Source organism: Streptomyces rubradiris, from assembly GCF_016860525.1.
Lineage (GTDB): Bacteria > Actinomycetota > Actinomycetes > Streptomycetales > Streptomycetaceae > Streptomyces > Streptomyces rubradiris.
In genome coordinates, this window is record NZ_BNEA01000015.1 from 2,324,378 (window position 1) to 2,345,892 (window position 21,515).

At 72.0% G+C, this 21,515-nt stretch carries 20 protein-coding genes; 5 read left to right on the top strand and 15 right to left on the bottom strand.

Annotation, left to right across the window (positions count from 1 at the left end; genetic code table 11):
• Nucleotides 1-263: 263 nt before the first annotated feature.
• The 7 genes from truB to rimP form a co-directional block, all read right to left on the bottom strand.
• Nucleotides 264-1,169, bottom strand: a complete 906-nt coding sequence (truB, locus tag Srubr_RS23365; protein WP_189997541.1) for a tRNA pseudouridine(55) synthase TruB — start codon at nucleotides 1,167-1,169, stop codon at nucleotides 264-266.
• Complete coding sequence (gene rbfA, locus Srubr_RS23370) at nucleotides 1,166-1,624, bottom strand: 30S ribosome-binding factor RbfA (RefSeq protein WP_189997542.1); 459 nt, start codon at nucleotides 1,622-1,624, stop codon at nucleotides 1,166-1,168. Before rbfA ends, truB begins: the two co-directional genes overlap by 4 nt.
• A 52-nt stretch (nucleotides 1,625-1,676) precedes the next feature.
• On the bottom strand, nucleotides 1,677-1,970 hold the full coding sequence (locus Srubr_RS23375; RefSeq protein WP_030784857.1) for a DUF503 domain-containing protein: 294 nt from the start codon (nucleotides 1,968-1,970) through the stop codon (nucleotides 1,677-1,679).
• Between the two features lie 178 nt (nucleotides 1,971-2,148).
• Nucleotides 2,149-5,202, bottom strand: coding sequence for a translation initiation factor IF-2 (gene infB / locus Srubr_RS23380; RefSeq protein ID WP_189997543.1), 3,054 nt, complete (start codon nucleotides 5,200-5,202; stop codon nucleotides 2,149-2,151).
• A 145-nt stretch (nucleotides 5,203-5,347) separates the two neighbouring features.
• Nucleotides 5,348-5,644, bottom strand: a complete 297-nt coding sequence (locus tag Srubr_RS23385; RefSeq protein WP_189997544.1) for a YlxR family protein — start codon at nucleotides 5,642-5,644, stop codon at nucleotides 5,348-5,350.
• A gap of 159 nt (nucleotides 5,645-5,803) precedes the next feature.
• Nucleotides 5,804-6,790, bottom strand: coding sequence for a transcription termination factor NusA (gene nusA / locus Srubr_RS23390; protein WP_189997545.1), 987 nt, complete (start codon nucleotides 6,788-6,790; stop codon nucleotides 5,804-5,806).
• Between the two features lie 2 nt (nucleotides 6,791-6,792).
• Nucleotides 6,793-7,305, bottom strand: a complete 513-nt coding sequence (gene rimP, locus Srubr_RS23395; protein ID WP_189997546.1) for a ribosome maturation factor RimP — start codon at nucleotides 7,303-7,305, stop codon at nucleotides 6,793-6,795.
• Between the two features lie 241 nt (nucleotides 7,306-7,546).
• On the opposite strand from rimP, the gene Srubr_RS23400 reads away from it, so the two are divergent.
• From Srubr_RS23400 to Srubr_RS23410, 3 genes are all read left to right on the top strand, one after another.
• On the top strand, nucleotides 7,547-8,050 hold the full coding sequence (locus Srubr_RS23400) for a hypothetical protein (RefSeq protein ID WP_189997547.1): 504 nt from the start codon (nucleotides 7,547-7,549) through the stop codon (nucleotides 8,048-8,050).
• The gene (locus Srubr_RS23405) at nucleotides 8,047-8,562 is read left to right on the top strand and encodes a ferritin-like domain-containing protein (RefSeq protein ID WP_189997548.1); all 516 of its coding nucleotides are present in this window, start codon (nucleotides 8,047-8,049) and stop codon (nucleotides 8,560-8,562) included. The genes Srubr_RS23400 and Srubr_RS23405 overlap by 4 nt, the downstream gene beginning before the upstream one ends.
• An 81-nt stretch (nucleotides 8,563-8,643) precedes the next feature.
• Entirely contained in the window at nucleotides 8,644-9,543 is a 900-nt protein-coding gene (locus Srubr_RS23410; protein ID WP_189997549.1) for an aminoglycoside phosphotransferase family protein, read from the top strand.
• A 475-nt stretch (nucleotides 9,544-10,018) separates the two neighbouring features.
• Here the strand turns inward: Srubr_RS23410 and Srubr_RS23415 are convergent, their stop codons facing one another.
• The 7 genes from Srubr_RS23415 to dxr all read right to left on the bottom strand — a co-directional run bounded on the left by Srubr_RS23415 (nucleotide 10,019) and on the right by dxr (nucleotide 17,638).
• Nucleotides 10,019-11,722: a proline--tRNA ligase gene (locus Srubr_RS23415; RefSeq protein WP_189997550.1), complete on the bottom strand. Its 1,704-nt coding sequence runs from the start codon at nucleotides 11,720-11,722 to the stop codon at nucleotides 10,019-10,021.
• Between the two features lie 73 nt (nucleotides 11,723-11,795).
• The gene (locus tag Srubr_RS23420; RefSeq protein ID WP_189997551.1) at nucleotides 11,796-12,326 is read right to left on the bottom strand and encodes a GNAT family N-acetyltransferase; all 531 of its coding nucleotides are present in this window, start codon (nucleotides 12,324-12,326) and stop codon (nucleotides 11,796-11,798) included.
• Nucleotides 12,327-12,346: 20 nt separating this feature from the next.
• Nucleotides 12,347-13,195: a GNAT family N-acetyltransferase gene (locus tag Srubr_RS23425; protein WP_189997552.1), complete on the bottom strand. Its 849-nt coding sequence runs from the start codon at nucleotides 13,193-13,195 to the stop codon at nucleotides 12,347-12,349.
• A 9-nt stretch (nucleotides 13,196-13,204) separates the two neighbouring features.
• Entirely contained in the window at nucleotides 13,205-13,636 is a 432-nt protein-coding gene (locus Srubr_RS23430) for a DUF7919 family protein (protein ID WP_189997553.1), read from the bottom strand.
• Nucleotides 13,637-13,740: 104 nt separating this feature from the next.
• Nucleotides 13,741-14,898 carry a flavodoxin-dependent (E)-4-hydroxy-3-methylbut-2-enyl-diphosphate synthase gene (gene ispG, locus Srubr_RS23435; RefSeq protein ID WP_189997554.1) on the bottom strand — a complete coding sequence of 386 codons (1,158 nt, stop codon included), beginning with the start codon at nucleotides 14,896-14,898 and terminating at the stop codon, nucleotides 13,741-13,743.
• A 170-nt stretch (nucleotides 14,899-15,068) separates the two neighbouring features.
• Complete coding sequence (locus tag Srubr_RS23440; RefSeq protein ID WP_189997555.1) at nucleotides 15,069-16,373, bottom strand: M50 family metallopeptidase; 1,305 nt, start codon at nucleotides 16,371-16,373, stop codon at nucleotides 15,069-15,071.
• Nucleotides 16,370-17,638 carry a 1-deoxy-D-xylulose-5-phosphate reductoisomerase gene (dxr, locus tag Srubr_RS23445; RefSeq protein WP_189997556.1) on the bottom strand — a complete coding sequence of 423 codons (1,269 nt, stop codon included), beginning with the start codon at nucleotides 17,636-17,638 and terminating at the stop codon, nucleotides 16,370-16,372. Before dxr ends, Srubr_RS23440 begins: the two co-directional genes overlap by 4 nt.
• 155 nt (nucleotides 17,639-17,793) lie before the next feature.
• Here dxr and Srubr_RS23450 point away from each other — a divergent pair, with 155 nt between their 5' ends.
• Complete coding sequence (locus tag Srubr_RS23450; RefSeq protein ID WP_189997557.1) at nucleotides 17,794-18,252, top strand: lamin tail domain-containing protein; 459 nt, start codon at nucleotides 17,794-17,796, stop codon at nucleotides 18,250-18,252.
• Here Srubr_RS23450 and Srubr_RS23455 read toward each other — a convergent pair.
• Entirely contained in the window at nucleotides 18,249-20,186 is a 1,938-nt protein-coding gene (locus Srubr_RS23455) for an acyl-CoA dehydrogenase family protein (protein WP_189997558.1), read from the bottom strand. The two genes, Srubr_RS23450 and Srubr_RS23455, sit on opposite strands and share 4 nt — an antisense overlap.
• 314 nt (nucleotides 20,187-20,500) lie before the next feature.
• Here Srubr_RS23455 and Srubr_RS23460 point away from each other — a divergent pair, with 314 nt between their 5' ends.
• Entirely contained in the window at nucleotides 20,501-21,514 is a 1,014-nt protein-coding gene (locus Srubr_RS23460) for a LacI family DNA-binding transcriptional regulator (protein WP_189997559.1), read from the top strand.
• The last annotated feature ends 1 nt before the right edge of the window (nucleotide 21,515 follow it).

Below are 21,515 nucleotides of genomic sequence, written 5' to 3' on the forward strand. Positions count from 1 at the left end.
CCGAGCGCCCGGCCGGTCGGGTGAATAAGCGGGGGCTGCTGGAGAACCTTAGGGAGGGGGAAGAGGGGGGACCGTGGAGCGGCGGCAGGGCCCGGCTCATGGCCGGCCGCCGCTCCACGGCAGACGCCCCACGGCGCCCCCCACGGCGCCCCTCACGGCATGGCCGCCACGGCACACGACTGCTACGGCACACAGGTGTACGGCCACAGCTGCTACGGCACACACAGGTGCCACGGCTCGGCCGCTACGGCGTCCCGGCGGGCTCAGCCGAAGACGGCCAGGCTCTTGGCCTTGCCCCGGTGCTCTTCGACGAGCGCGAGGAAACGGCCCTCGGGGTCGAACACGGCCACCGCACCGGCGCCCGCGTACTCGTCGGGGATCTCCAGCCGGACGCCGTTGAGCAGCAGCCGGGCCCGCTTGGCGTCGACCTGCCAGCGCGGGAACGCGGCGGTGGCGGCCTCGGCGATCGGCATCACGCTCAGCTCCTGCTGGAGCTGGTCCAGCGTCTTGGCCGCGTCCAGCTTGTAGGGGCCGACCCGGGTGCGGCGCAGCGCGGTGAGGTGGCCGCCGACGCCGAGGCCGGCGCCCAGGTCGCGGGCGAGGGCGCGGATGTAGGTGCCGGAGGAGCAGACCACCGACACCACCAGGTCCAGCACCGGCGTGCCGTCCTCGGCGACCGCGTCCCGGACGTCGTAGACCGCGAAGGAGGAGATCGTCACCGGCCGGGCGGGGATATCGAACTCCTCGCCCTCGCGGGCCCGCTTGTACGACCGAACGCCGTTGATCTTGATGGCGCTGACCTTGGACGGCACCTGCATGATGTCGCCGGTGAGCTTCGCGATGCCGGCGTCGATGGCGTCCCGGGTCACCTTGGAGGCGTCGGTGGACGAGGTGATCTCGCCCTCGGCGTCGTCGGTGAGGGTGGTCTGGCCCAGGCGGATGGTGCCCAGGTACTCCTTCTCGGTGAGGGCGAGGTGCCCGAGGAGCTTGGTGGCGCGCTCGACCCCGAGGACCAGGACGCCGGTCGCCATCGGGTCGAGGGTGCCGGCGTGGCCGACGCGGCGGGTCCTGGCGATCCCGCGCATCTTGGCGACCACGTCGTGCGAAGTGAAGCCCGACGGCTTGTCGACGATGACGAGGCCGTCGGGCGTGGTGTGCTTCTGCGTCATTCGGTGGCGTCGCCGTCCGTGTCGGTCTCGTCGTCCGCCGGCTTGCGGTAGGGGTCGGCACCGGCGGCGTACGTCGCCCCGGTGGCCGCCTCGCGCACCTTCTGGTCGGACTGCCGGGCCTTGTCGAGGAGGTCCTCGATGGTCCGGGCGGTGTCCGGCAGGGCGTCCGCCACGAAGGTCAGGGTGGGGGTGAACTTCACCCCGGCCGCGCGGCCCACCTCGGAGCGCAGGATGCCCTTGGCGCTCTCCAGGCCCGCCGCGGCGGCCTTCCGCTCCTCGTCGTCGCCGTAGACCGTGTAGAAGACGGTCGCCTCCCGCAGGTCACCCGTGACCCGGGTGTCCGTGATGGTGACGTGCGAGCCGAGCCGCGGGTCCTTGATCCCGCGCTGTAGCTTCTGGGCCACCACCTCCCGGATGAGGTCCGCCAGCCTTTTCGCCCGCGCGTTGTCGGCCACTGGTCCGTCTCCCGTTCTTTCTTCTTGCTTGCGTTCTGTGGTCTGGTCGTCGTCAGTCGTCTTCGCCGTGGAAGCGGCGTCGGACCGACAGCAGCTCCACCTCGGGGCGGGCGGCGACCAGCCGTTCGCACCGGTCCAGTACGTCGGTGAGGTGCGCCGCGTCGCCGGAGACCAGGGCGAGGCCGATGACCGCCCGCCGATGGAGGTTCATGTGATCCACCTCGGCCGCGCTCACGGCGTACTTCCGCTGGAGCTCGGCGACGATCGGGCGGACGACGGAGCGCTTCTCCTTCAGCGAGTGGACGTCGCCGAGGAGGAGGTCGAAGGACAGAGTCCCCACGTACATGTTCGTGCCGGGTTTACCCGCCGGTACGGGATCGATGGCCTGGAGCCACGTTACCCCGTGCCCGCCGACGGCTCGACCGGGTTTTCCGGCGCCCGGAGCCGCCGTGTGCCGCCCGGAAAACGGCGCGCTGGCCGGCGGGACCGAGATCCCGCCGGCCAGCTTCGGATGCCGTGGGCCGTTACGCCCGCGGCTTCTCGCGCATCTCGTACGTCGCGATGACGTCGTCGACCTTGATGTCGTTGAAGTTTCCGAGGTTGATACCACCCTCGTAGCCTTCGCGGATCTCGGTGACGTCGTCCTTGAAGCGACGCAGGCCCTCGATGGTGAGGTTCTCCGCGACCACCTTGCCGTCGCGGATGAGGCGCGCCTTGGTGTTGCGCTTGACCTCGCCCGACCGGATGAGCACACCGGCGATGTTGCCCAGCTTGGACGACTTGAAGACCTCGCGGATCTCCGCCGTGCCCAGCTCGACCTCTTCGTACTCCGGCTTGAGCATGCCCTTGAGGGCCGCCTCGATCTCCTCGATCGCCTGATAGATGACCGAGTAGTACCGGACGTCCACGCCCTCGCGCTCCGCCATCTGCGCGGCACGGCCGGCCGCACGGACGTTGAAGCCGATGACGATGGCGTCCGAGCCCATCGCCAGGTCGATGTCGGACTCCGTGACCGCACCGACGCCGCGGTGCAGGACGCGGATGTCGACCTCTTCGCCGACGTCCAGCTGGAGCAGGGAGGACTCCAGGGCCTCGACGGATCCGGAAGCGTCACCCTTGATGATCAGGTTCAGCTGCTGGACCTCGCCGGCCTTGAGCACCTTGTCCAGGTCCTCCAGCGACACACGGCGCGTGCGCTTGGCGAAGGCCGCGTTGCGCTCGCGGGCGGCGCGCTTCTCGGCGATCTGACGGGCCGTACGGTCCTCGTCGACCACCAGGAAGTTGTCGCCCGCGCCCGGGACGTTGGTCAGGCCGAGGACCTGGACCGGCGTCGACGGGCCGGCCTCGGCGACGTTGTTGCCGTTGTCGTCAAGCATGGCACGCACCCGGCCGTAGGCGTCGCCCACGACCATCGTGTCGCCGACCCGCAGCGTGCCTCGCTGGACGAGGACCGTCGCCACGGCACCACGGCCGCGGTCGAGACGGGACTCGATCGAGATGCCCTGCGCGTCCTGGTTCGGGTTGGCCCGCAGGTCGAGCGAGGCGTCGGCCGTGAGGACCACGGCCTCCAGCAGCGAGTCGATGTGCAGACCCTGCTTGGCGGAGATGTCGACGAACATGGTGTCGCCGCCGTACTCCTCGGCCACGAGGCCGTACTCGGTCAGCTGACCGCGCACCTTGGTCGGGTCGGCACCCTCGACGTCGATCTTGTTGACCGCGACCACGATCGGCACGTCGGCCGCCTTGGCGTGGTTGAGCGCCTCGACCGTCTGCGGCATGACGCCGTCGTTGGCCGCGACGACCAGGATCGCGATGTCGGTCGACTTCGCACCACGGGCACGCATGGCGGTGAACGCCTCGTGACCCGGGGTGTCGATGAAGGTGATCTTGCGCTCTTCGCCGTTGACCTCGGTCGCGACCTGGTAGGCACCGATGTGCTGGGTGATGCCGCCGGCCTCGCCCGCGATGACGTTCGTCTTGCGGATCGCGTCGAGCAGCCGGGTCTTACCGTGGTCGACGTGACCCATGACGGTCACCACCGGCGGACGGACGACCAGGTCCTCCTCGGAGCCCTCGTCCTCGCCGAACTCGATGTCGAAGGACTCGAGCAGCTCGCGGTCCTCCTCCTCCGGGCTGACGATCTGAACCGAGTAGTTCATCTCGTCGGCGAGGAGCTGGAGGGTCTCGTCGGAGACGGACTGGGTCGCGGTGACCATCTCGCCGAGGTTCATCATGACCGCGACGAGGGACGCCGGGTTGGCGTTGATCTTCTCCGCGAAGTCGGTGAGCGACGCGCCGCGGGAGAGACGGATGGTCTCGCCGTTGCCGCGCGGCAGCATCACGCCGCCGACGCTCGGGGCCTGCATGGCCTCGTACTCCTGGCGCCGCTGCCGCTTCGACTTGCGGCCACGACGCGCCGGACCGCCGGGACGGCCGAAGGCGCCCTGCGTGCCACCACGGCCACCGGGACCGCCGGGACGGCCACCGAAGCCGGGACGGCCACCGCCGCCACCGCCGGGACCACCCGGACGGCCGGCGAAGCCACCGCCGCCGCCACCGGGACCGGCGGGACGGCCGGCGAAGCCACCGCCACCGGGACGGCCGGCGAAGCCGCCGCCACCGGGGCGACCGCCGCCGCCGGGACGACCGCCGGCACCGGGACCGCGACCGCCGCCACCGGGGCCGGGACGCGGGCCGGCAGCGGGACGCTGCGGCATCATGCCGGGGTTCGGACGCGGACCGGCCGGGCCGGGACGCGGGCCGCCCTGCGGGCGGGGCATGCCGGCCGGGGTCGGCCGGGGGCCGCCGGGAGCCTGCGGACGCGGACCGCCGCCCTGGGCGCCGGGCGCCTGCGGACGCGGGGCGCCGCCGGGACCGCCGGGGCCGGGACGCGGGCCGCCCTGCGGGCGCGGGGCCTGCGGACGGGCCATGCCGGCGTTGCCGCCGGACGTGAAGGGGTTGTTGCCCGGGCGCGGACCGGCCGGACGGGCACCCGGACGCGGGGCCTGGCCGCCGGGACGCTGACCGCCCTGGCCCGGACGGGGCGCCTGGCCCTGGCCGGGAGCGGGACGGTTGCCGCCGGGCTTCGGGGCGCCGGGACGGGCGCCGCCGGGACGCGGACCCTGCGCGGCCGGGGCCTGCGGGGTCTGCGCGGCCGGGGCGGCCGGCGGAGCGGTGAACTCCGGGGCGGCCGGGGCCGGGCGCGGCGCGGGCTTGGGGCCGGGCACCGGGCGCGGACCCGGGGCCGGCGCGGGGGCCGACGGGGCGGCCGGCTGCTGGGCAGCGGGCGCCGTCGGGGGCTTGGGAGCCGCAGCCGGCCGCGGGGCCGGGGCAGCGGGACGGGCCGCCTGCGCCGGAGAGGGCGCGGCGGGCTTGGGGGTGGCCTTGCGCGGGGCGGGCTTCGCGGACTTGCCGCTGCCACCGCCCTGGAAGGCGTCGGTCAGCTTACGTACAACCGGCGCTTCGATGGTCGAAGACGCCGAACGGACGAATTCACCGAGTTCCTGGAGCTTGGCCATGACGACCTTGCTCTCAACACCGAACTCCTTGGCGAGTTCGTATACCCGGACCTTAGCCACTTCGCTCCTTTGAGGTCCGGGTTGAAGCCGGACCGTCGCTAGTTCATGGGCGTACTCATCGCGTACTCATCGAGTGCTCATCGCAATCTCGACCTGCTTTCGACTCGCGAGGTACCAGACCGTACGGGGTTCCGTACGGCACGTCTTACTGCGTTGCCTGCTCGGCAACTGTTGTCCGCTCGACGTATCGACGCAACGCCTTTGTGTCGAGCGCTCCCGGGACGCGCAGTGCCCGCGGGAACGCCCGGCGGCGTACCGCCTGGTCGAGACAGACCAGGGCGGGGTGTACGTAGACACCCCGGCCGGGCAGCGTACCGCGAGGATCGGGGACGCACGCATCCTCCATCCTCACGATCCGCAGGAGATCGTTCTTGGCCGCCCGCTCCCGGCACCCCACACAGGTGCGTTCAGGGCATGCTCGGGCGTGCGTCCGGCCAGACACAGTTAAGTCTACCTCCCCGTACCGACCTCACCCCTTTGGGGCAAGAATCGAACGGCTGTTGTCGTGATCTCAGCGTCGGGCGGCCGGGATCTATTCCCCGGCCCCGGGTCCGCCGTGCGGCTCCGGGGCTGGTCCGGGCACCCTCGGTGCGTTTCGCGGCTACGCGTCGGCCTGCTCGGTGTCTGGCCGGATGTCGATCCTCCAGCCGGTGAGACGAGCGGCGAGGCGGGCGTTCTGGCCCTCCTTGCCGATCGCCAGCGACAGCTGGTAGTCCGGCACGGTCACCCGTGCGGAGCGGGCGGCCAGGTCCACGACCTCCACCTTGCTCACCCGGGCGGGTGACAGGGCGTTCGCGACCATCTCCGCCGGATCGTCCGACCAGTCGACGATGTCGATCTTCTCGCCGTTCAGTTCGCCCATCACGTTGCGCACCCGGCCGCCCATGGGGCCGATGCAGGCGCCCTTGGCGTTCAGACCCGAACGGGTGGACCGTACGGCGATCTTGGTGCGGTGACCGGCCTCACGGGCGATCGCGGCGATCTCCACCGAGCCGTCGGCGATCTCCGGCACCTCCAGGGCGAAGAGCTTCTTCACCAGGTTCGGGTGGGTGCGGGAGAGCGTCACGGACGGGCCGCGCACGCCCTTGGCCACGCGGACGACGTACGACCGCAGGCGCATGCCGTGCGGGTAGGTCTCGCCGGGCACCTGCTCCTGCACCGGCAGGATGGCCTCCAGCTTGCCGATGTCCACGAGCACGTTCTTCGGGTCGCGGCCCTGCTGGACCACGCCGGTGACGATGTCGCCCTCGCGGCCGGCGTACTCGCCGAGCGTCGCGTCGTCCTCGGCGTCGCGCAGCCGCTGCAGGATGACCTGCTTGGCGGTGGTGGCGGCGATACGGCCGAAACCGGACGGGGTGTCGTCGAACTCGCGGGGCTCCTGGCCCTCGGCGAGGTCCTCGGGGTCCTCCTTCGCCCACACGGTCACATGCCCGGTCTCCCGGTTGAGCTCCACGCGCGCGTGTCGGCGGCTTCCCTCGGTGCGGTGGTAGGCGATGAGGAGGGCCGACTCGATCGCCTCGACCAGCAGGTCGAAGGAGATCTCCTTCTCCCGGACCAAGCCCCGCAGGGCGCTCATGTCGATGTCCACGGCTACGCCTCCTCCTCTTCCTTCATGTCCTTCTTGCTGTCCTTGCGGTTGAACTCGACCTGCACGCGCGCCTTGGCGATCTCGGGGAAGCCGATTCTGCGGGTGGTGGCCTTGCGGCCCTTCACCCCGGGCACCTCCACGGCGATGCCCTCGTCGTCGACCTCCAGGATTCGCGCGACCAGCTCGCCGCCCTCGGTGAGCTGGAACTTCACGAGCCGGTCGGTGGCGCGCACGAAGTGCCGGTGCTCGGTGAGGAGGCGCTCCGCGCCGGGGGTTCCGACCTCCAGGTCGTACGCGCCCTCGCCCATCGCGTCGGTCTCGTCCAGCTTCGCCGAGAGCGCGCGGCTCACATCGGCGATCCGGTCCAGGTCCGCTCCGGTGTCGGAGTCGACGACGACGCGCAGCACCCGCTTGCGTCCTACGGAGTCCACGGCGATCTCTTCGAGATCCAGCCCATGGGAGGTGACGAGCGGTTCCAGCAGCTCTCGCAGCCTCTCGCTCTGGGTGGTGCTCATCCGGGTGACTCCTCGGCCGCGTGTGCTGTTGTGGGATGGGTCGCGTGTCTGGTCAAAGGGTACTGCCTCCGGCGGGGGGTGCTTCGCAGCGGAGCCCTGGGCCGCGTGCCGGTACGGCCGCGTGCCCCCGGGTGGGACCGCTGAGCCGGTGACATGCGGGGGGCGGATGCGCGGGTACCGTGATCAACGGCGGGCGCCGTCCCGCCCGTGTGTTCGTACGAGCCCCCCGAGGACGTCAGCCGTGCCGTACCCCCCGCCGTCGCGCACCCCCTCGGGGCCGCGCAGAAGAACCCTGCTGGCCTCGGCCGCCGGCGCCGCCCTGCTGGCGGGCTGCTCGGCCGAAGCGGACACCGGTGACGACGGCCCGTCGGCCGGCGCGCGGGCACGCACGCGTGCGGCGCGGGACAGCCGGGGGCTGCTGGCGCGCTACGACGCCGTGCTGGCCGCGCATCCCGCCCTGACGGACCGGCTGCGCCCGCTGCGGGCCGAGGTCGCGGCGCACGCGACGGCGTTCGAGGACGGTACGAAGCCCTCGCCGGCGGCGTCGAAGTCCTCGGCCGCGCCCGCCCCCGTGCCCGCCGCCGAGAAGGACGCCGTGGCCCAACTGGCCGCCGCCGAGCGCGCGCTGGCCGACCGGCGGGCCAAGGAGCTGCTCCAGGTGCCGGGCGAGCTGGCGCGGCTGCTGGCGTCGGTCGCGGCGGCCGGGGCCGCGCACGCGTACCTGCTGACGGAGGTGGCCAGGTGAGCGAGGAGGCACAGCGGGCCGAGCTGACCGCGCTCCAGGCGGCGCTGGCGGCGGAGCACGCGGCGGTGTACGGCTACGGGGTCGTCGGCGGGCGGATCGGCGAGCGGCGCCGGGCCGAGGCGCGGACGGCGTACGACGCCCACCGGGCGCGCCGGGACGTGCTGGTGCGCGCGGTGCGCGACCTGGGTGCCGCCCCGGTCGCCGCGAGCGCCGCGTACGAGCTTCCGTTCCCGGTCGGGGACGGGGCGGCGGCGGTGCGGCTGGCCGCGCGCCTGGAGGAGCGGCTGGCCGGGGTCTACTCGGACCTGGTGCGGGCGACGACCGGGGCGCGGCGGGCCGACGCGGCCGGGGCGCTGCGGGAGGCCGCGGTGCGGGCGGTGCGCTGGAGCGGGCGGAGCGTAGCCTTCCCTGGGCTCGCCGAGCGGTCCGGCGAGCGGACCGACGAGCGGACCGGAGCGGCCGGCACGACCCCGTCGGCCACGGCGTCCGCCACGGCTCCGGCGAGGCCCTGAGGCACCGGCAGGAGGCTTGTGCGCCCGTTGGAGGACGGACCGGGAACCGGCAAGGACCCACAGGAAGGGAACGACTCGCGCATGGCTTGGGAAGCGCCGCCGCGCCTGGTACGGGCGCTCGGTGAGACGGCACCGGCCGGGGACGACTGGCTGGCGCGACTGCCCGCGGCGGCCGAGGAGGCCGCCGCCCGGCGCGGGTTGACCGTGGAGCGGGTGCGGGTACCGGGCGGGCGCAGCAGCCTGGTGCTGCTGGTACGGCGGCCGGACGGCACCCCGGCCGTGCTGAAGCTGGCACCGCCCCGGGCCCGCCCGGAGAGCGAGCGGGCCGCGCTCGCGCACTGGGCCGGGCTGGGCGCCGTGCAGCTGCTGGAGGACGGGGCGCAAGACGGGGCGCTGCTGCTGGAGCGGCTGCATCCGGATGTGTCGGTGCGTTCGCTGCCGGAGGCCAAGGCGCTGCTGGAGGCGGCGGGGACGCTGCGCAGGCTGTGGGTGGAGCCGCCGGCCGGGCACGCCTTCGAGACCGTCGCCGAGCGCACTGGGCGGCAGGCGGCGGCCATGCAGACGACTGCCGGCGCCGAACCCGAGGTGGCACCGCTGGTGGAGTCGGCGCTCGCCGCCCGCGAGGAGTTGCTGGCCGCACCGCCCGAGGAGCGGCTGCTGCACGGCACGTTCCGGCAGAGCAAGGTGCTGTCGGGCGAGCGGATGCCGTGGCTCGCGGTGGGCCCGGACCCGGTGGTCGGCGAGAGCGCCTTCGACCTGGCGCGGCTGGTCCGGGACCGGGTGGAGGACCTGATCGCCCAGCCGGCCGGCGCGGCCACCACCCGCCGCCGGATCAAGCGGCTCGCGGAGTCCCTGGAGGTCGACCAGGACCGCCTGCGCGGCTGGACACTGTTCCGCGCGGTGGAATCCGGGGTCCGCGCCCTCCGCGTGGGCCGCCCGACGGACGCGGAACTGCTGCTGGAGTTCGCGGGCTGGCTGTAGCGGGGGCCGACGCGACGTAGCGACGGCCGGCCCGAGTGGCGATGAGCCGTGGCGCGACTGTCCGTAGCGGCGGCTGCCCGGAGGTCGGCTGCCCCGAGCCGCAGCCGACCGCAACGACGGCCGGTCCGAGCGGCGGCTGACCGCGACAACGACTCCCCCGGAGAGGCGACCGGCCGCAGCCACCACCGACGGCGGCGACGGCTGCCCGGAGAAATGGCCGACTGTAGGACGGCTGGCCGGAGCGGCGACCGGCCGCAGCAACGACTGTCCCGGGACACGACCGACCGTAGGACGCCCGTGGCAACAACTGGCCGGAGCGGCGGCCGACCGTGGCGGCTGGCCGAAGGGGCGGCTGTCCCGAGACACGGCCGACCGGCTACCGGCCGGTATGGCGGTCGACCGTGGCGACGCCCCCGGGGGAAGTCCCCGAGGGCGTCGTGGGCCGGTCAGACCCGTCGGTTTCGGTGGGGCGGGGTCAGGCCGTCAGGCGGGCGATGGCTTCCTCGACCGTCAGTTCCTCGCGTTCGCCGGTCTTGCGGTCCTTCAGCTCCAGGACGCCCTCGGCGGCGCGGCGGCCGGCGACCAGGATCTGGGGCACGCCGATCAGCTCGGAGTCGGTGAACTTCACGCCCGGGGAGACCCCGGCCCGGTCGTCCACCAGGACGCGGACGCCCGCGTCGGCGAGCTTCCCGGCGACGTCCAGCGCCAGCTCGGTCTGGAGCGCCTTGCCGGCGGCGACCACGTGCACGTCGGCCGGGGCGACCTCCTTGGGCCACACCAGGCCCTTGTCGTCGGCGGTCTGCTCGGCGAGCGCGGCGACGGCGCGGGAGACGCCGATGCCGTAGGAGCCCATGGTGACGCGGACCGGCTTGCCGTTCTGGCCGAGGACGTCCAGCTTGAGGGCGTCGGCGTACTTGCGGCCCAGCTGGAAGATGTGGCCGATCTCGATGGCGCGGTCCAGCTTCAGGCCGGTGCCGCACTTCGGGCAGGGGTCGCCGTCCTGGACCACGACGACGTCCACGTACTCGTCGACCTCGAAGTCACGGCCGGCGACGACGTTCTTCGCGTGCGTGTGCTCCTTGTTGGCGCCGGTGATCCAGGCGGTGCCGGGGGCCACGCGCGGGTCGGCGATGTACTTGACCTTCTCGACCAGGCCCTGCGGGCCGACGTAGCCGCGGACCAGTTCGGGGTGGGCGGCGAAGTCGGTCTCGGTGACCATCTCGACGGCGGCCGGGGCGAAGTGCGCCTCGACCTTGTCCAGGTCCACCTCGCGGTCCCCGGGCACACCCACGGCGACGATCTCGCCGTCCACCTTGATCAACAGGTTCTTCAGCGTGGCGGAGGCGGGGACGCCGAGCGAGGCGGCCAGCGTCTCGATGGTCGGGGTGTCGGGGGTGGGGATCTCCTCCAGCGCGGGCACGGCGGAGCCGTCCACCGGCGTGAGCTGGTAGGCGATCGCCTCGGTGTTGGCGGCGAAGTCGCAGTTCGGGCAGTCCGCGAAGGTGTCCTCGCCGGCCTCGGCCGGGGCGAGGAACTCCTCGGACTTGGAGCCGCCCATGGCCCCGGCGGTGGCCGCGCAGATGCGGTAGTCGAGACCGAGGCGGGCGAAGATCCGCTGGTAGGCCTCGCGGTGCAGGACGTAGGAGGCGCCGAGGCCCTCGTCGTCCAGGTCGAAGGAGTAGGAGTCCTTCATCAGGAACTCGCGGCCGCGCAGGATGCCGGCGCGGGGGCGGGCCTCGTCGCGGAACTTGGTCTGGATCTGGTAGAGGATCACCGGCAGGTCCTTGTAGGACGTGCACTGGTCCTTGACCAGGAGAGTGAAGATCTCCTCGTGGGTGGGCCCGAGGAGGTAGTCGCCGCCCTTGCGGTCCTTGAGCCGGAACAGCTCCTGCCCGTACTCGTCCCAGCGGCCGGTCGCCTCGTAGGGCTCGCGGGGCAGCAGGGCCGGGAGGGTGACCTCCTGGGCCCCGATGGCGTCCATCTCCTCGCGGACGACGCGTTCGACGTTGGCGAGGACCTTCTTGCCGAGGGGCAGCCAGCTCCAGATGCCGGCTGCCGTACGGCGGACGTAGCCGGCGCGGACGAGGAGCTTGTGGCTGAGGACCTCGGCGTCCGCCGGATCGTCGCGCAGCGTCTTCGCCATCAACTGGGACATGCGCTGGACCGGTGCCTTGGCCATGGTTCTCGTACTCCTGCCGGATAAAGGTGGTGGCATGGAGGTTATCCGGGCCGCCCGTGCCGGTGGAAATCGGTTATCGCCTGCGCAGCGGCAGCGGGGCGCCCATCACGGCGTAGGGGCGCGGCGCGCTCGGGAAGTGCACCTGGCGGGCGAGGTCGGTGTAGCCGAGGGAGCGGTACAGGCCCCGGGCGGGGCTGTCGGTGTCGATCGCGGAGAGGATCGAGCGGGGTTCGCCGGCGGTGTCGGTGATGGTGGTGATCAGCTTCCGGCCGATGCCGCGGTTCTGGTGGTCGGGGTGGACGTGCAGTTCGGTGATGACGAAGGAGTCGTCCAGCCAGAGGTCGTTGCCGCCCGCGCGCAGATGGGGCTCCACGACGGTGGACCACCAGTGGGTGCGGCTGTTGGGCATGCCGTACACGAAGCCGACGAGCCGGCCGCCGACGGTCGCGCCGTAGGCCCGGGCGCCCTGGTACTGCATGTGGCGCTGGACGATCTGCCGGCGCACGGCGACCTCCTCCGGGCCCAGGCCGAAGGCGACGGCTTGGACGGCCAACGCCTCGTCGACGTGGGCGGTGAGGTCCAGGGGGCCGATCACTGGGTCCATGCGGGGAGCGTACAGGGCCGTCAGAAGAGCACACTCATGAAGGAGCCGACCTCTTCGAAGCCCACCCGCCGGTACGTCCTTCTCGCCGCGGTGTTGAAGTCGTTGACGTAGAGGCTCGCCACGGGGGCGAAGTCGGCGAGGGCGTAACGCAGCACGGCGGCCATGCCGGGGGCCGCCAGGCCCCTCCCCCGGTATTCGGGGGCCACCCACACCCCCTGGATCTGGCATGCCTGGGGGGTCGCGGCGCCGATCTCCGCCTTGAACACGACCCGGCCCCGCTCGTCCACGCGGGCGAAGGAGCGGCCGGAGCCGACGAGTTCGGCGACGCGGGCCTGGTAGAGCAGGCCGCCGTCGCCGGACAGCGGGGAGACGCCGACCTCCTCGGTGAACATCGCCACGCACGCCGGCATGATCGTTTCCATCTCGTCCTTGCGGACGCGACGGACGTAGGGGTCGGGGGCGATGTCGTCGGGCATGCGGTCGGTGACCATCAGCGGCTGGTGCGCGCGGACGTCCCGGGCGGGGCCCCAGTGGGGCTCCAGCAGCCGCCACAGCTCGGCGGTGGCGTCGGCGGGGCCGACGATGGAGGAGCAGCGGCGGCCGGCCCGGCGGGCGCGGTCGGCGAAGGCGCGCACGGCGCGCGGGGTGGCGCAGATGGGGACGAGGTTGGCGCCCGCGTAGCAGAGGGACGTGAGCATGCCGTCCTCGTACCAGCCCCACATCTCGCCACCGAGCCGCCAGGGGTCCAGTCCTGCGACCCGGACCCTGGACGTCACGAAGGCATTGGCGACCGGCTCACGGTCGAGCACGGCGAGCGCCGCGTCCAGGTCGTTCGGTTCCAGGACCCGGGTGGTGGTCTGGGTCAACACTACGGGGCCTCACGGTGGGGTTCTGCTGGTCCCGGCACTGTACCCCGGGTGCCCGCGAAGCGCTCCCCACCGGTCTCGGACCGCCTTGCGGTAATCCTCCGGGGGCAGATACGAGTGATCCTCCACGTAATGGACAATCATGGCCGGGGACGCGTAGGTGAGCCCTCTGCCGTTCGGCACGTGGATCTCGCCGCTGCCGAGGAAGAGGTCTCCCCTGGAGGTGCGCTCCCTGGCGGTGCGAAAATCCGGGCAGAGATCACAGAAGTGCATCCCCCGCTGCACGTTCACCGCGTGCCGGGCCAGCCCCGCGAGAGCCTCGACCAGTCCCTCGGGCGTGACTCCGGTGGTGTACGCGTGCTCCCGGGAGAGCCAGCCCACGTTGAGCGTGCCCCGGGCTCCGGCATCGTACGAGTAGGAACTGAGATCAGGATAGTAAGCCATTACGTCATCAGGAGACAGCCGGGCAAGACCGTATGGGCCGAGGTATGGCTGAGTCCCGTCACCGGGCGGTGACGGGACTCAGAGAGGCAAGAACGAGTACGCGGTCAGCCCGCGACCGACACCGACGGCTCGCCGGAGGCCACGCCGTCCTTCTCCATCTGCTCGGCCAGCTTCATGGCCTCCTCGATGAGGGTTTCCACGATCTTGGACTCGGGGACGGTCTTGATGACCTCGCCCTTGACGAAGATCTGGCCCTTGCCGTTGCCGGAGGCCACGCCGAGGTCGGCCTCGCGGGCCTCGCCGGGGCCGTTGACGACGCAGCCCATGACGGCGACGCGGAGCGGGACCTCCATGCCGGTCAGACCGGCGGTGACCTCTTCGGCGAGCTTGTAGACATCCACCTGGGCCCGGCCGCAGGACGGGCAGGAGACGATCTCCAGGCCGCGCTGGCGCAGGTTCAGGGACTCCAGGATCTGGATGCCGACCTTGATCTCCTCCACGGGCGGGGCCGAGAGGGACACGCGGATGGTGTCGCCGATGCCCTGGCTGAGCAGCGCGCCGAAGGCGACCGCCGACTTGATCGTGCCCTGGAAGGCGGGGCCGGCCTCGGTCACGCCGAGGTGGAGCGGGTAGTCGCACTGCTCGGCGAGCTGGCGGTAGGCCTCGATCATGACGACCGGGTCGTTGTGCTTGACGGAGATCTTGATGTCCCGGAAGTCGTGCTCCTCGAAGAGGGACGCCTCCCACAGGGCGGACTCGACCAGCGCCTCGGGGGTCGCCTTGCCGTACTTCTGGAGCAGGCGACGGTCCAGGGAGCCGGCGTTGACGCCGATCCGGATCGGGGTGCCGTGGTCCTTGGCGGCCTTGGCAATCTCCTTGACCTTGTCGTCGAACTGCTTGATGTTGCCGGGGTTGACGCGGACCGCGGCGCAGCCGGCCTCGATGGCGGCGAAGACGTACTTGGGCTGGAAGTGGATGTCGGCGATGACCGGGATCTGCGACTTCTTCGCGATGGTCGCCAGGGCGTCCGCGTCGTCCTGCGTGGGGCACGCCACACGCACGATCTGGCAGCCGGAGGCGGTCAGCTCGGCGATCTGCTGGAGGGTGGCGCCGATGTCGGACGTACGGGTCGTGGTCATCGACTGGACCGAGACCGGCGCGTCCCCGCCGACCGCCACGCTTCCGACCTGGATCTGCCGGCTCTTCCGGCGCTCGGCGAGCCTGGTCGGAACGGACGGCATGCCGAGAGAAATCGCAGTCATCTGCTGTGCAACCCCAAGTCGTGGTTCAGGATCCGGGTCCCGTGAACGGCGGGCTCCAGGGTCCGAGATTACGGCACCGGGGCGCGCGCCACACATCACACCCGTAAAACCGGCGCGCGCCCCCGCGGCCCGTAACCCCGGGGGTTCCGGGCCGCGCGGACACCGGGTGGCTAGGAGATCTTCACCGGGTTGACGACGTCCGCGATGAGCACCAGGACGGTGAAGCAGACGAAGATCCCGGCCACCACGTACGCCACCGGCATGAGCTTGGCGACGTCGAACGGGCCCGGGTCGGGGCGGCGCAGCACCCTGGCCAGGTTGCGCCGCAGAGCCTCCCACAGGGCGCCCGCGATGTGCCCGCCGTCCAGCGGGAGCAGCGGGAGCATGTTGAACAGGAACAGGGACAGGTTGAACATCCCGAGCATCATCACGAACATCGCCAGTTGCTGGGAGGCGGGGATGTCCAGGGTGGCGATGTCGCCGGTGATGCGGGCGGCGCCGACGATGCCGACCGGGGAGTCCGGTTCGCGCGGGCCGTCGCCGAAGGCGGCGTCCCACAGGGCGGGGATCTTGCCAGGGAGGGCGGCGAGGGAGTCGACGGCGTCGCCGACCCGGTCGGTCATCCAGGACACGGAGTCGTCGAAGTCCATCCTGACCACGCCGGTGGCGGCGCCGAAGCCGAGGAAGCCGGCCTTGACGTACTCGCCCTGGACGTAGCCGCCGCCGGAGTCCTTCTTGGCGACCAGGTTGGTGGCGATCTCGGCGTGCAGGGTGAGCCGCTTGCCGTCGCGCTCCACGACGATCGGCACGTTCTTGCCCGCGCTGTCCCGGATGAGGTCCGAGAGGGTGTCCCAGTTCTTGGTGGGCCTGCCGTCGAAGGAGACGATCTTGTCGCGCGCCTGGAGGCCGGCGGCCTGGGCCGGGGAGGGCTTGTCGCTCTTCTCACAGGTGTCGCGGTTCTCGCTCTGGGCGATGACGCAGGGCGAGACGGAGGCGACGGTGGTGGTCTGCTGCTGGACGCCGAGGCCCATGAGCACGGAGAAGAACAGGCCGATCGCGAGGACCAGGTTCATGAAGGGCCCGGCGAACATGACGATGACCCGTTTCCACGGTTTGCGCGTGTAGAACATGCGCGTCTCGTCACCGGGCCGGAGTTCCTCGAAGGCCGCCGAGCGGGCGTCCTCGATCATGCCGCGCCACGGGGAGGTGGAGCGGGCGGCGACGCGGCCCTGGTCGTCGGGCGGGAACATGCCGATCATGCGGATGTAGCCGCCGGCCGGGATGGCCTTGATGCCGTACTCGGTCTCGCCCTTCTTGCGTGACCAGATGGTGGGGCCGAAGCCGACCATGTACTGGGGCACGCGGATGCCGAAGAGCTTGGCCGTGGACAGGTGCCCCAGCTCGTGCCAGGCGATGGAGACGAGCAGGCCGATCACGAAGACCACTATGCCGAGGATGAACATCAAGGTCGTCATGCACGCGCCTCCGCGGTCGCCGTCGTGGCTGTGAGTTCGCGGGCCCGGGCACGGGCCCAGGTCTCCGCTTCGAGGACGTCCGACACGGTCAGCGAAGTTCCCGTGACCGGCGTGCCGTGCTCCTCGACCACCCGGGTGACGGTCTCCATGATCCCGTTGAAGGGCAGCGCGCCGTCCAGGAAGGCCGCGACGCACTCCTCGTTGGCCGCATTGAACACCGCCGGGGCCGTGCCCGCGAGCCGGCCCACGTGCCGGGCGAGGTTCACGGAGGGGAAGGCCTCGTTGTCCAGCGGGAAGAATTCCCAGGTCGAAGCCTTGCTCCAGTCGAAGGCGGGCGCGGCGTCGGGGACGCGTTCGGGCCAGCCGAGGCCGACGGCGATGGGCCCGCGCATGTCGGGGGGCGTCGCCTGGGCGATCGTGGAGCCGTCGGTGAACTCGACCATCGAGTGGACGTACGACTGGGGGTGCACGACGACCTCGATGCGCTCGAAGGGGATGTCGTACAGCAGGTGTGCCTCGATGACCTCCAGCCCCTTGTTGACCAGCGTCGCGGAGTTCACCGTGATCACCGGGCCCATCGCCCAGGTGGGGTGGGCGAGGGCGTCCTGGACGGTGACGCCGGCCAGCTCGGCCCTGGTCCGGCCGCGGAAGGGGCCGCCGGAGGCGGTGACGACGAGCTTGCGCACATCGGCGCGGGTGCCGGCGGCGAGGGCCTGGAAGAGGGCCGCGTGCTCGGAGTCCACCGGGATGATCTGGCCGGGCTTGGCGAGCGCGGTGACCAGCGGGCCGCCGACGATCAGCGACTCCTTGTTGGCGAGCGCGAGGGTGCGGCCCGCCTCCAGGGCGGCCAGGGTCGGGGCGAGCCCGATGGAGCCGGTGATGCCGTTCAGGACGGTGTGGCAGTCGGAGGCGGCGACCTGGGTGGCCGCGTCGGGCCCGGCGAGGATCTCGGGCAGCGGCTCGGTGCCGTACGCGGCGGCGAGCGCCTCGCGCAGCGCGGGTACGACGTCCTCGCGGGCGACCGCCACGGTCCGCACCCGCAGCCGGTGGGCCTGCTCGGCGAGGAGGGCCACCCGGCCGCCGTGCGCGGACAGGGCGGTGACCCGGAAGCGGTCGGGGTTGCGCAGCACGAGGTCGATGGCCTGGGTGCCGATGGATCCGGTGGAGCCGAGGATCACCACGTCCTTGGGTCCGTCGGCGGCGACGGGGTCGTAGACGAGGTGCGGATCGGCGAGGGGTGCCGGATGGGCGGGACTGTCGGTCATCCTCCCATTGTTGCGGCAAGCGGCAGCGGGCCGGACAGTGCGTCCCCCGGGTGGGTGCGGTGGCCGGAATTCCTCCTGTGAAACCGGCATGAAGATCTTGTGATAAACACTTCGTTCCGCATGATTCACGGACGACATCCTGGGGGGATATCTTCATGCGCTCTGTGCGCCTCCGCGCCGCCCTGCCCGCGCTCGCGGGCGCGGCCCTGCTCACCGGCACCCTGCTCAGCTCCCCGGCCCAGGCCGCCGGCGGTGTGAAGATCCACCACGTGTGGTTCGACAGCCCCGGCTCGGACAACCGCTCCAACAAGAGCCTGAACGGCGAGTGGGTCCAGCTGAAGAACACCAGCGGCCAGGCCGTCTCGCTCAAGGGCTGGGTGCTGAAGGACGCCTCCAACCACAAGTACGTCTTCCCGAACATCAAGATCGGCGCCGGGAAGTACCTCAAGATCCACACCGGCAGCGGCACGAACACCGCGTCCGACCGGTACCAGGGCCGCCGCGCCTACGTCTGGAACAACGACAAGGACACGGCCACCCTGACCAAGGCGGGCGGCGCCAAGGTCGCCTCCTGCTCCTGGACGACGCGGGACCCGAGCGACAAGTACTGCTAACTCCCGTACGGCCTCCGAACGTTCTTGTGACGGCTCTCACCCGGAGTGGCGTCGGCGATCCACGGGCCCTCGCCCGACGGGTCGAGGACGCCCTCCTCCAGCCAGGTGTGGGAGCCGGTCAGGATCGCCTTGACCAGCGTCCGGTCCAGGTCGTCGGTGTTGGTCCACAGGCGGGTGAACAGTTCGTCCACGCGGACGCGGGCCTGGTGGCAGAAGGCGTCGGCGAGCTGGTAGGCCTCGCGGCCGTGCCGGTCCTCGGCGCGCAGCCGCTCGGCGCGCACGCAGGCCGCGCTCATCGCGAACAGTTCGGCGCCGATGTCCACGATCCGGCCGAGGAAGCCCTGCTTGGACTCCATCCGGCCCTGCCAGCGGGACATGCCGTAGAAGGTGGAGCGGGCGAGCCTGCGGGCGGTGCGCTCGATGTAGCGCAGGTGCCCGGAGAGATCGGTGTGGTGCCTGAACTCGGCGTAGGACGTGGGTAGTTGGCCGGGGCCTGTGAGAAGTTTCGGGAGCCACTTGGCGTAGAAGACACCCGCGTTCGCGCCCGCCCTCGCCTTGTCGGCCAGGGACTTGCCGGGGTCGATCAGGTCGCCGGCGACCGCGAGGTGGGCGTCCACCGCCTCCCGGGCGATCAGCAGGTGCATGATCTCCGTCGAGCCCTCGAAGATGCGGTTGATGCGCAGGTCGCGCAGGATCTGCTCGGCCGGGACCGGGCGTTCGCCGCGCGCCCGGAGGGACTCGGCCGTCTCGTAGCCGCGTCCGCCGCGGATCTGGACCAGTTCGTCGGCCATCCGCCAGGCCATCTCCGAGCCGTAGAGCTTGGCGAGGGCGGCCTCGATGCGGATGTCGTGGCGGTCCTCGTCGGCCATCTGCGAGGACAGGTCGAGCACCGCCTCCAGGGCGAAGGTCGTCGCCGCGATGAACGCGATCTTCGAGCCGACGGCCTCGTGCAGCGCGACCGGCTTGCCCCACTGCTCGCGCTCCGCCGCCCACTCGCGGGCGATCTTCAGACACCACTTGCCGGCGCCCGCGCACATCGCGGGCAGCGACAGCCGGCCGGTGTTCAGCGTGGTCAGCGCGATCTTCAGGCCGGCACCCTCGGGGCCGATCCGGTGCGCCGCCGGCACCCTGACCCGGTGGAAGCGGGTGACGCCGTTCTCGATGCCGCGCAGGCCCATGAAGGCGTTGCGGTTCTCCACGGTGATGCCCTCGGAGGCGGCCTCCACCACGAACGCGGTGATGCCGCCCGGGTGCCCCGCGGACTCCGGCACCCGGGCCATGACCACGAGCAGATCGGCGACCACCCCGTTGGTGGTCCACAGTTTCACCCCGTCCAGGACGTACGCGTCGCCCTCGGGCACGGCCGTGGTGGCCAGCCGGGCCGGGTCGGAGCCCACGTCCGGCTCGGTGAGCAGGAACGCCGAGATGTCGGTGCGGGCGCAGCGGGGCAGGAAGGCGTCCTTCTGCTCCTGGGTGCCGAACAGCTTCAGCGGCTGCGGCACGCCGATCGACTGGTGGGCGGAGAGCAGCGCGCCGACGGCGGGGCTGACGGAGCCGACGAGGGCGAGGGCCTTGTTGTAGTAGAGCTGGGTGAGGCCGAGACCGCCGTACCGGGGGTCGATCTTCATGCCGAGGGCGCCGAGTTCCTTCAGGCCCGCCACCACCTCGTCGGGGATGCGGGCCTCGCGCTCGATGCGGGCGGGGTCGATCTCCGTCTCGCAGAAGGCGCGCAGCCTCGCCAGGAACTCCTCGCCGCGCCGGACGGACTCCTCGTCGGGCAGCGGGTGCGGGTGGATGAGGTCGAGCCGGAAGCGCCCGAGGAACAGTTCCTTGGCGAAGCTGGGCTTGTGCCAGTCCCGCTGCCGTGCGGCCTCCGCCACCCGGCGGGCCTCGTGCTCGGTGACGGTGGTGCGTGGGGTGGTGGTGGCGGACATCGAGGCTCACCTCGCCGCGGAGAGGGACGACCGGCACCGACCGGTGCCGCTGGATCGTTGGTACCCGAAACGGGCGGGGCCCACCACCCGGGCGGAGCCGGCCGGGTCTAGCGTGGTGGCCGCGGTGGCCGCGGTGGCCGCCGTCCGGCGCGGAGGTTGCCGTGACCGGTCCGGGACAGGGGACGACAGGCGTTGTCGAAGCGCTTCGACGCCTATGGACAGCCCGCCTTCCTTGGCGTTAGGGTCGTTTCCACCCTCACCCACCCTGTCGGCAACGCGCAGTGTCGAAGCGCTTCACAAGCTTGGAGATCCGGATGGTCACCCTCGCCGAGGTCGCCCAGCACGCCGGAGTCTCGGCGAGCACGGTGAGCTACGTCCTCAGCGGCAAGCGGTCCATCTCCGCCGGCACCCGGCAGCGGGTCGAGCGGAGCATCCGGGAACTCGGCTACCACCCGAACGCGGGCGCCCGCGCCCTGGCCGGCAAGCGGTCGAACATCATCGCGCTGATGATCCCGCTGCGCACCGACCTGTACGTGCCGGTGATGATGGAGATCGCCATCGCCGTGGCCACCACCGCCCGCACGCACGGTTACGACGTCCTGCTGCTCACCGGCGAGGAGGGCCCCGACGCGGTGCGCCGGGTCACCGGCAGCGGGCTGGCCGACGCGATGATCCTGATGGACGTCGAGTTGGAGGACGAGCGGCTGCCGCTGCTGCGGGGCACCGACCAGCCCTCCGTACTGATCGGGCTGCCCGCCGACACCGACGGTCTGACCTGCGTGGACCTGGACTGGAGCGCGACCGGCGCGCTGTGCGTGGAGCACCTGGCCGGGCTCGGGCACCGCGACGTCGCCGTCATCGGCGAGGCCCCGGCGGTCTACGAACGGCACACCGGCTTCGCCGAGCGCACCCTGGACGGGCTGCGCTCCGCGGCCCGGGAGACGGGCGTGCGGCTGCTGCACCGGCCGTGCGAGGGCGGGTACGACGCGATGGCCCTCACCCTGGCCCGGGTCTTCGACGAGCGCCCGGCGACGAGCGGGTTCGTGGTGCAGAACGAGTCGGCGGTGGAGCCGCTGCTCGCGCTGCTGCGCCAGCAGGGCCGGGCGGTGCCCGAGGACGTGTCCGTGGTCGCGATCTGCCCGGACCAGGTCGCCGTGCAGGCGTCGGTGCGGCTGACCTCGGTGGCCATCCCGGCCCAGGAGATGGGCCGGCGGGCCGTGGAGCGCCTGGTGGCCAAGCTGGACGGGCGCGGCGGCGACGAGGTGGTCCTGCTCGCGCCCGAGCTGACCCGGCGGGCGAGTTCGGGACCGGCGCCGGCCGCCTCCTGAC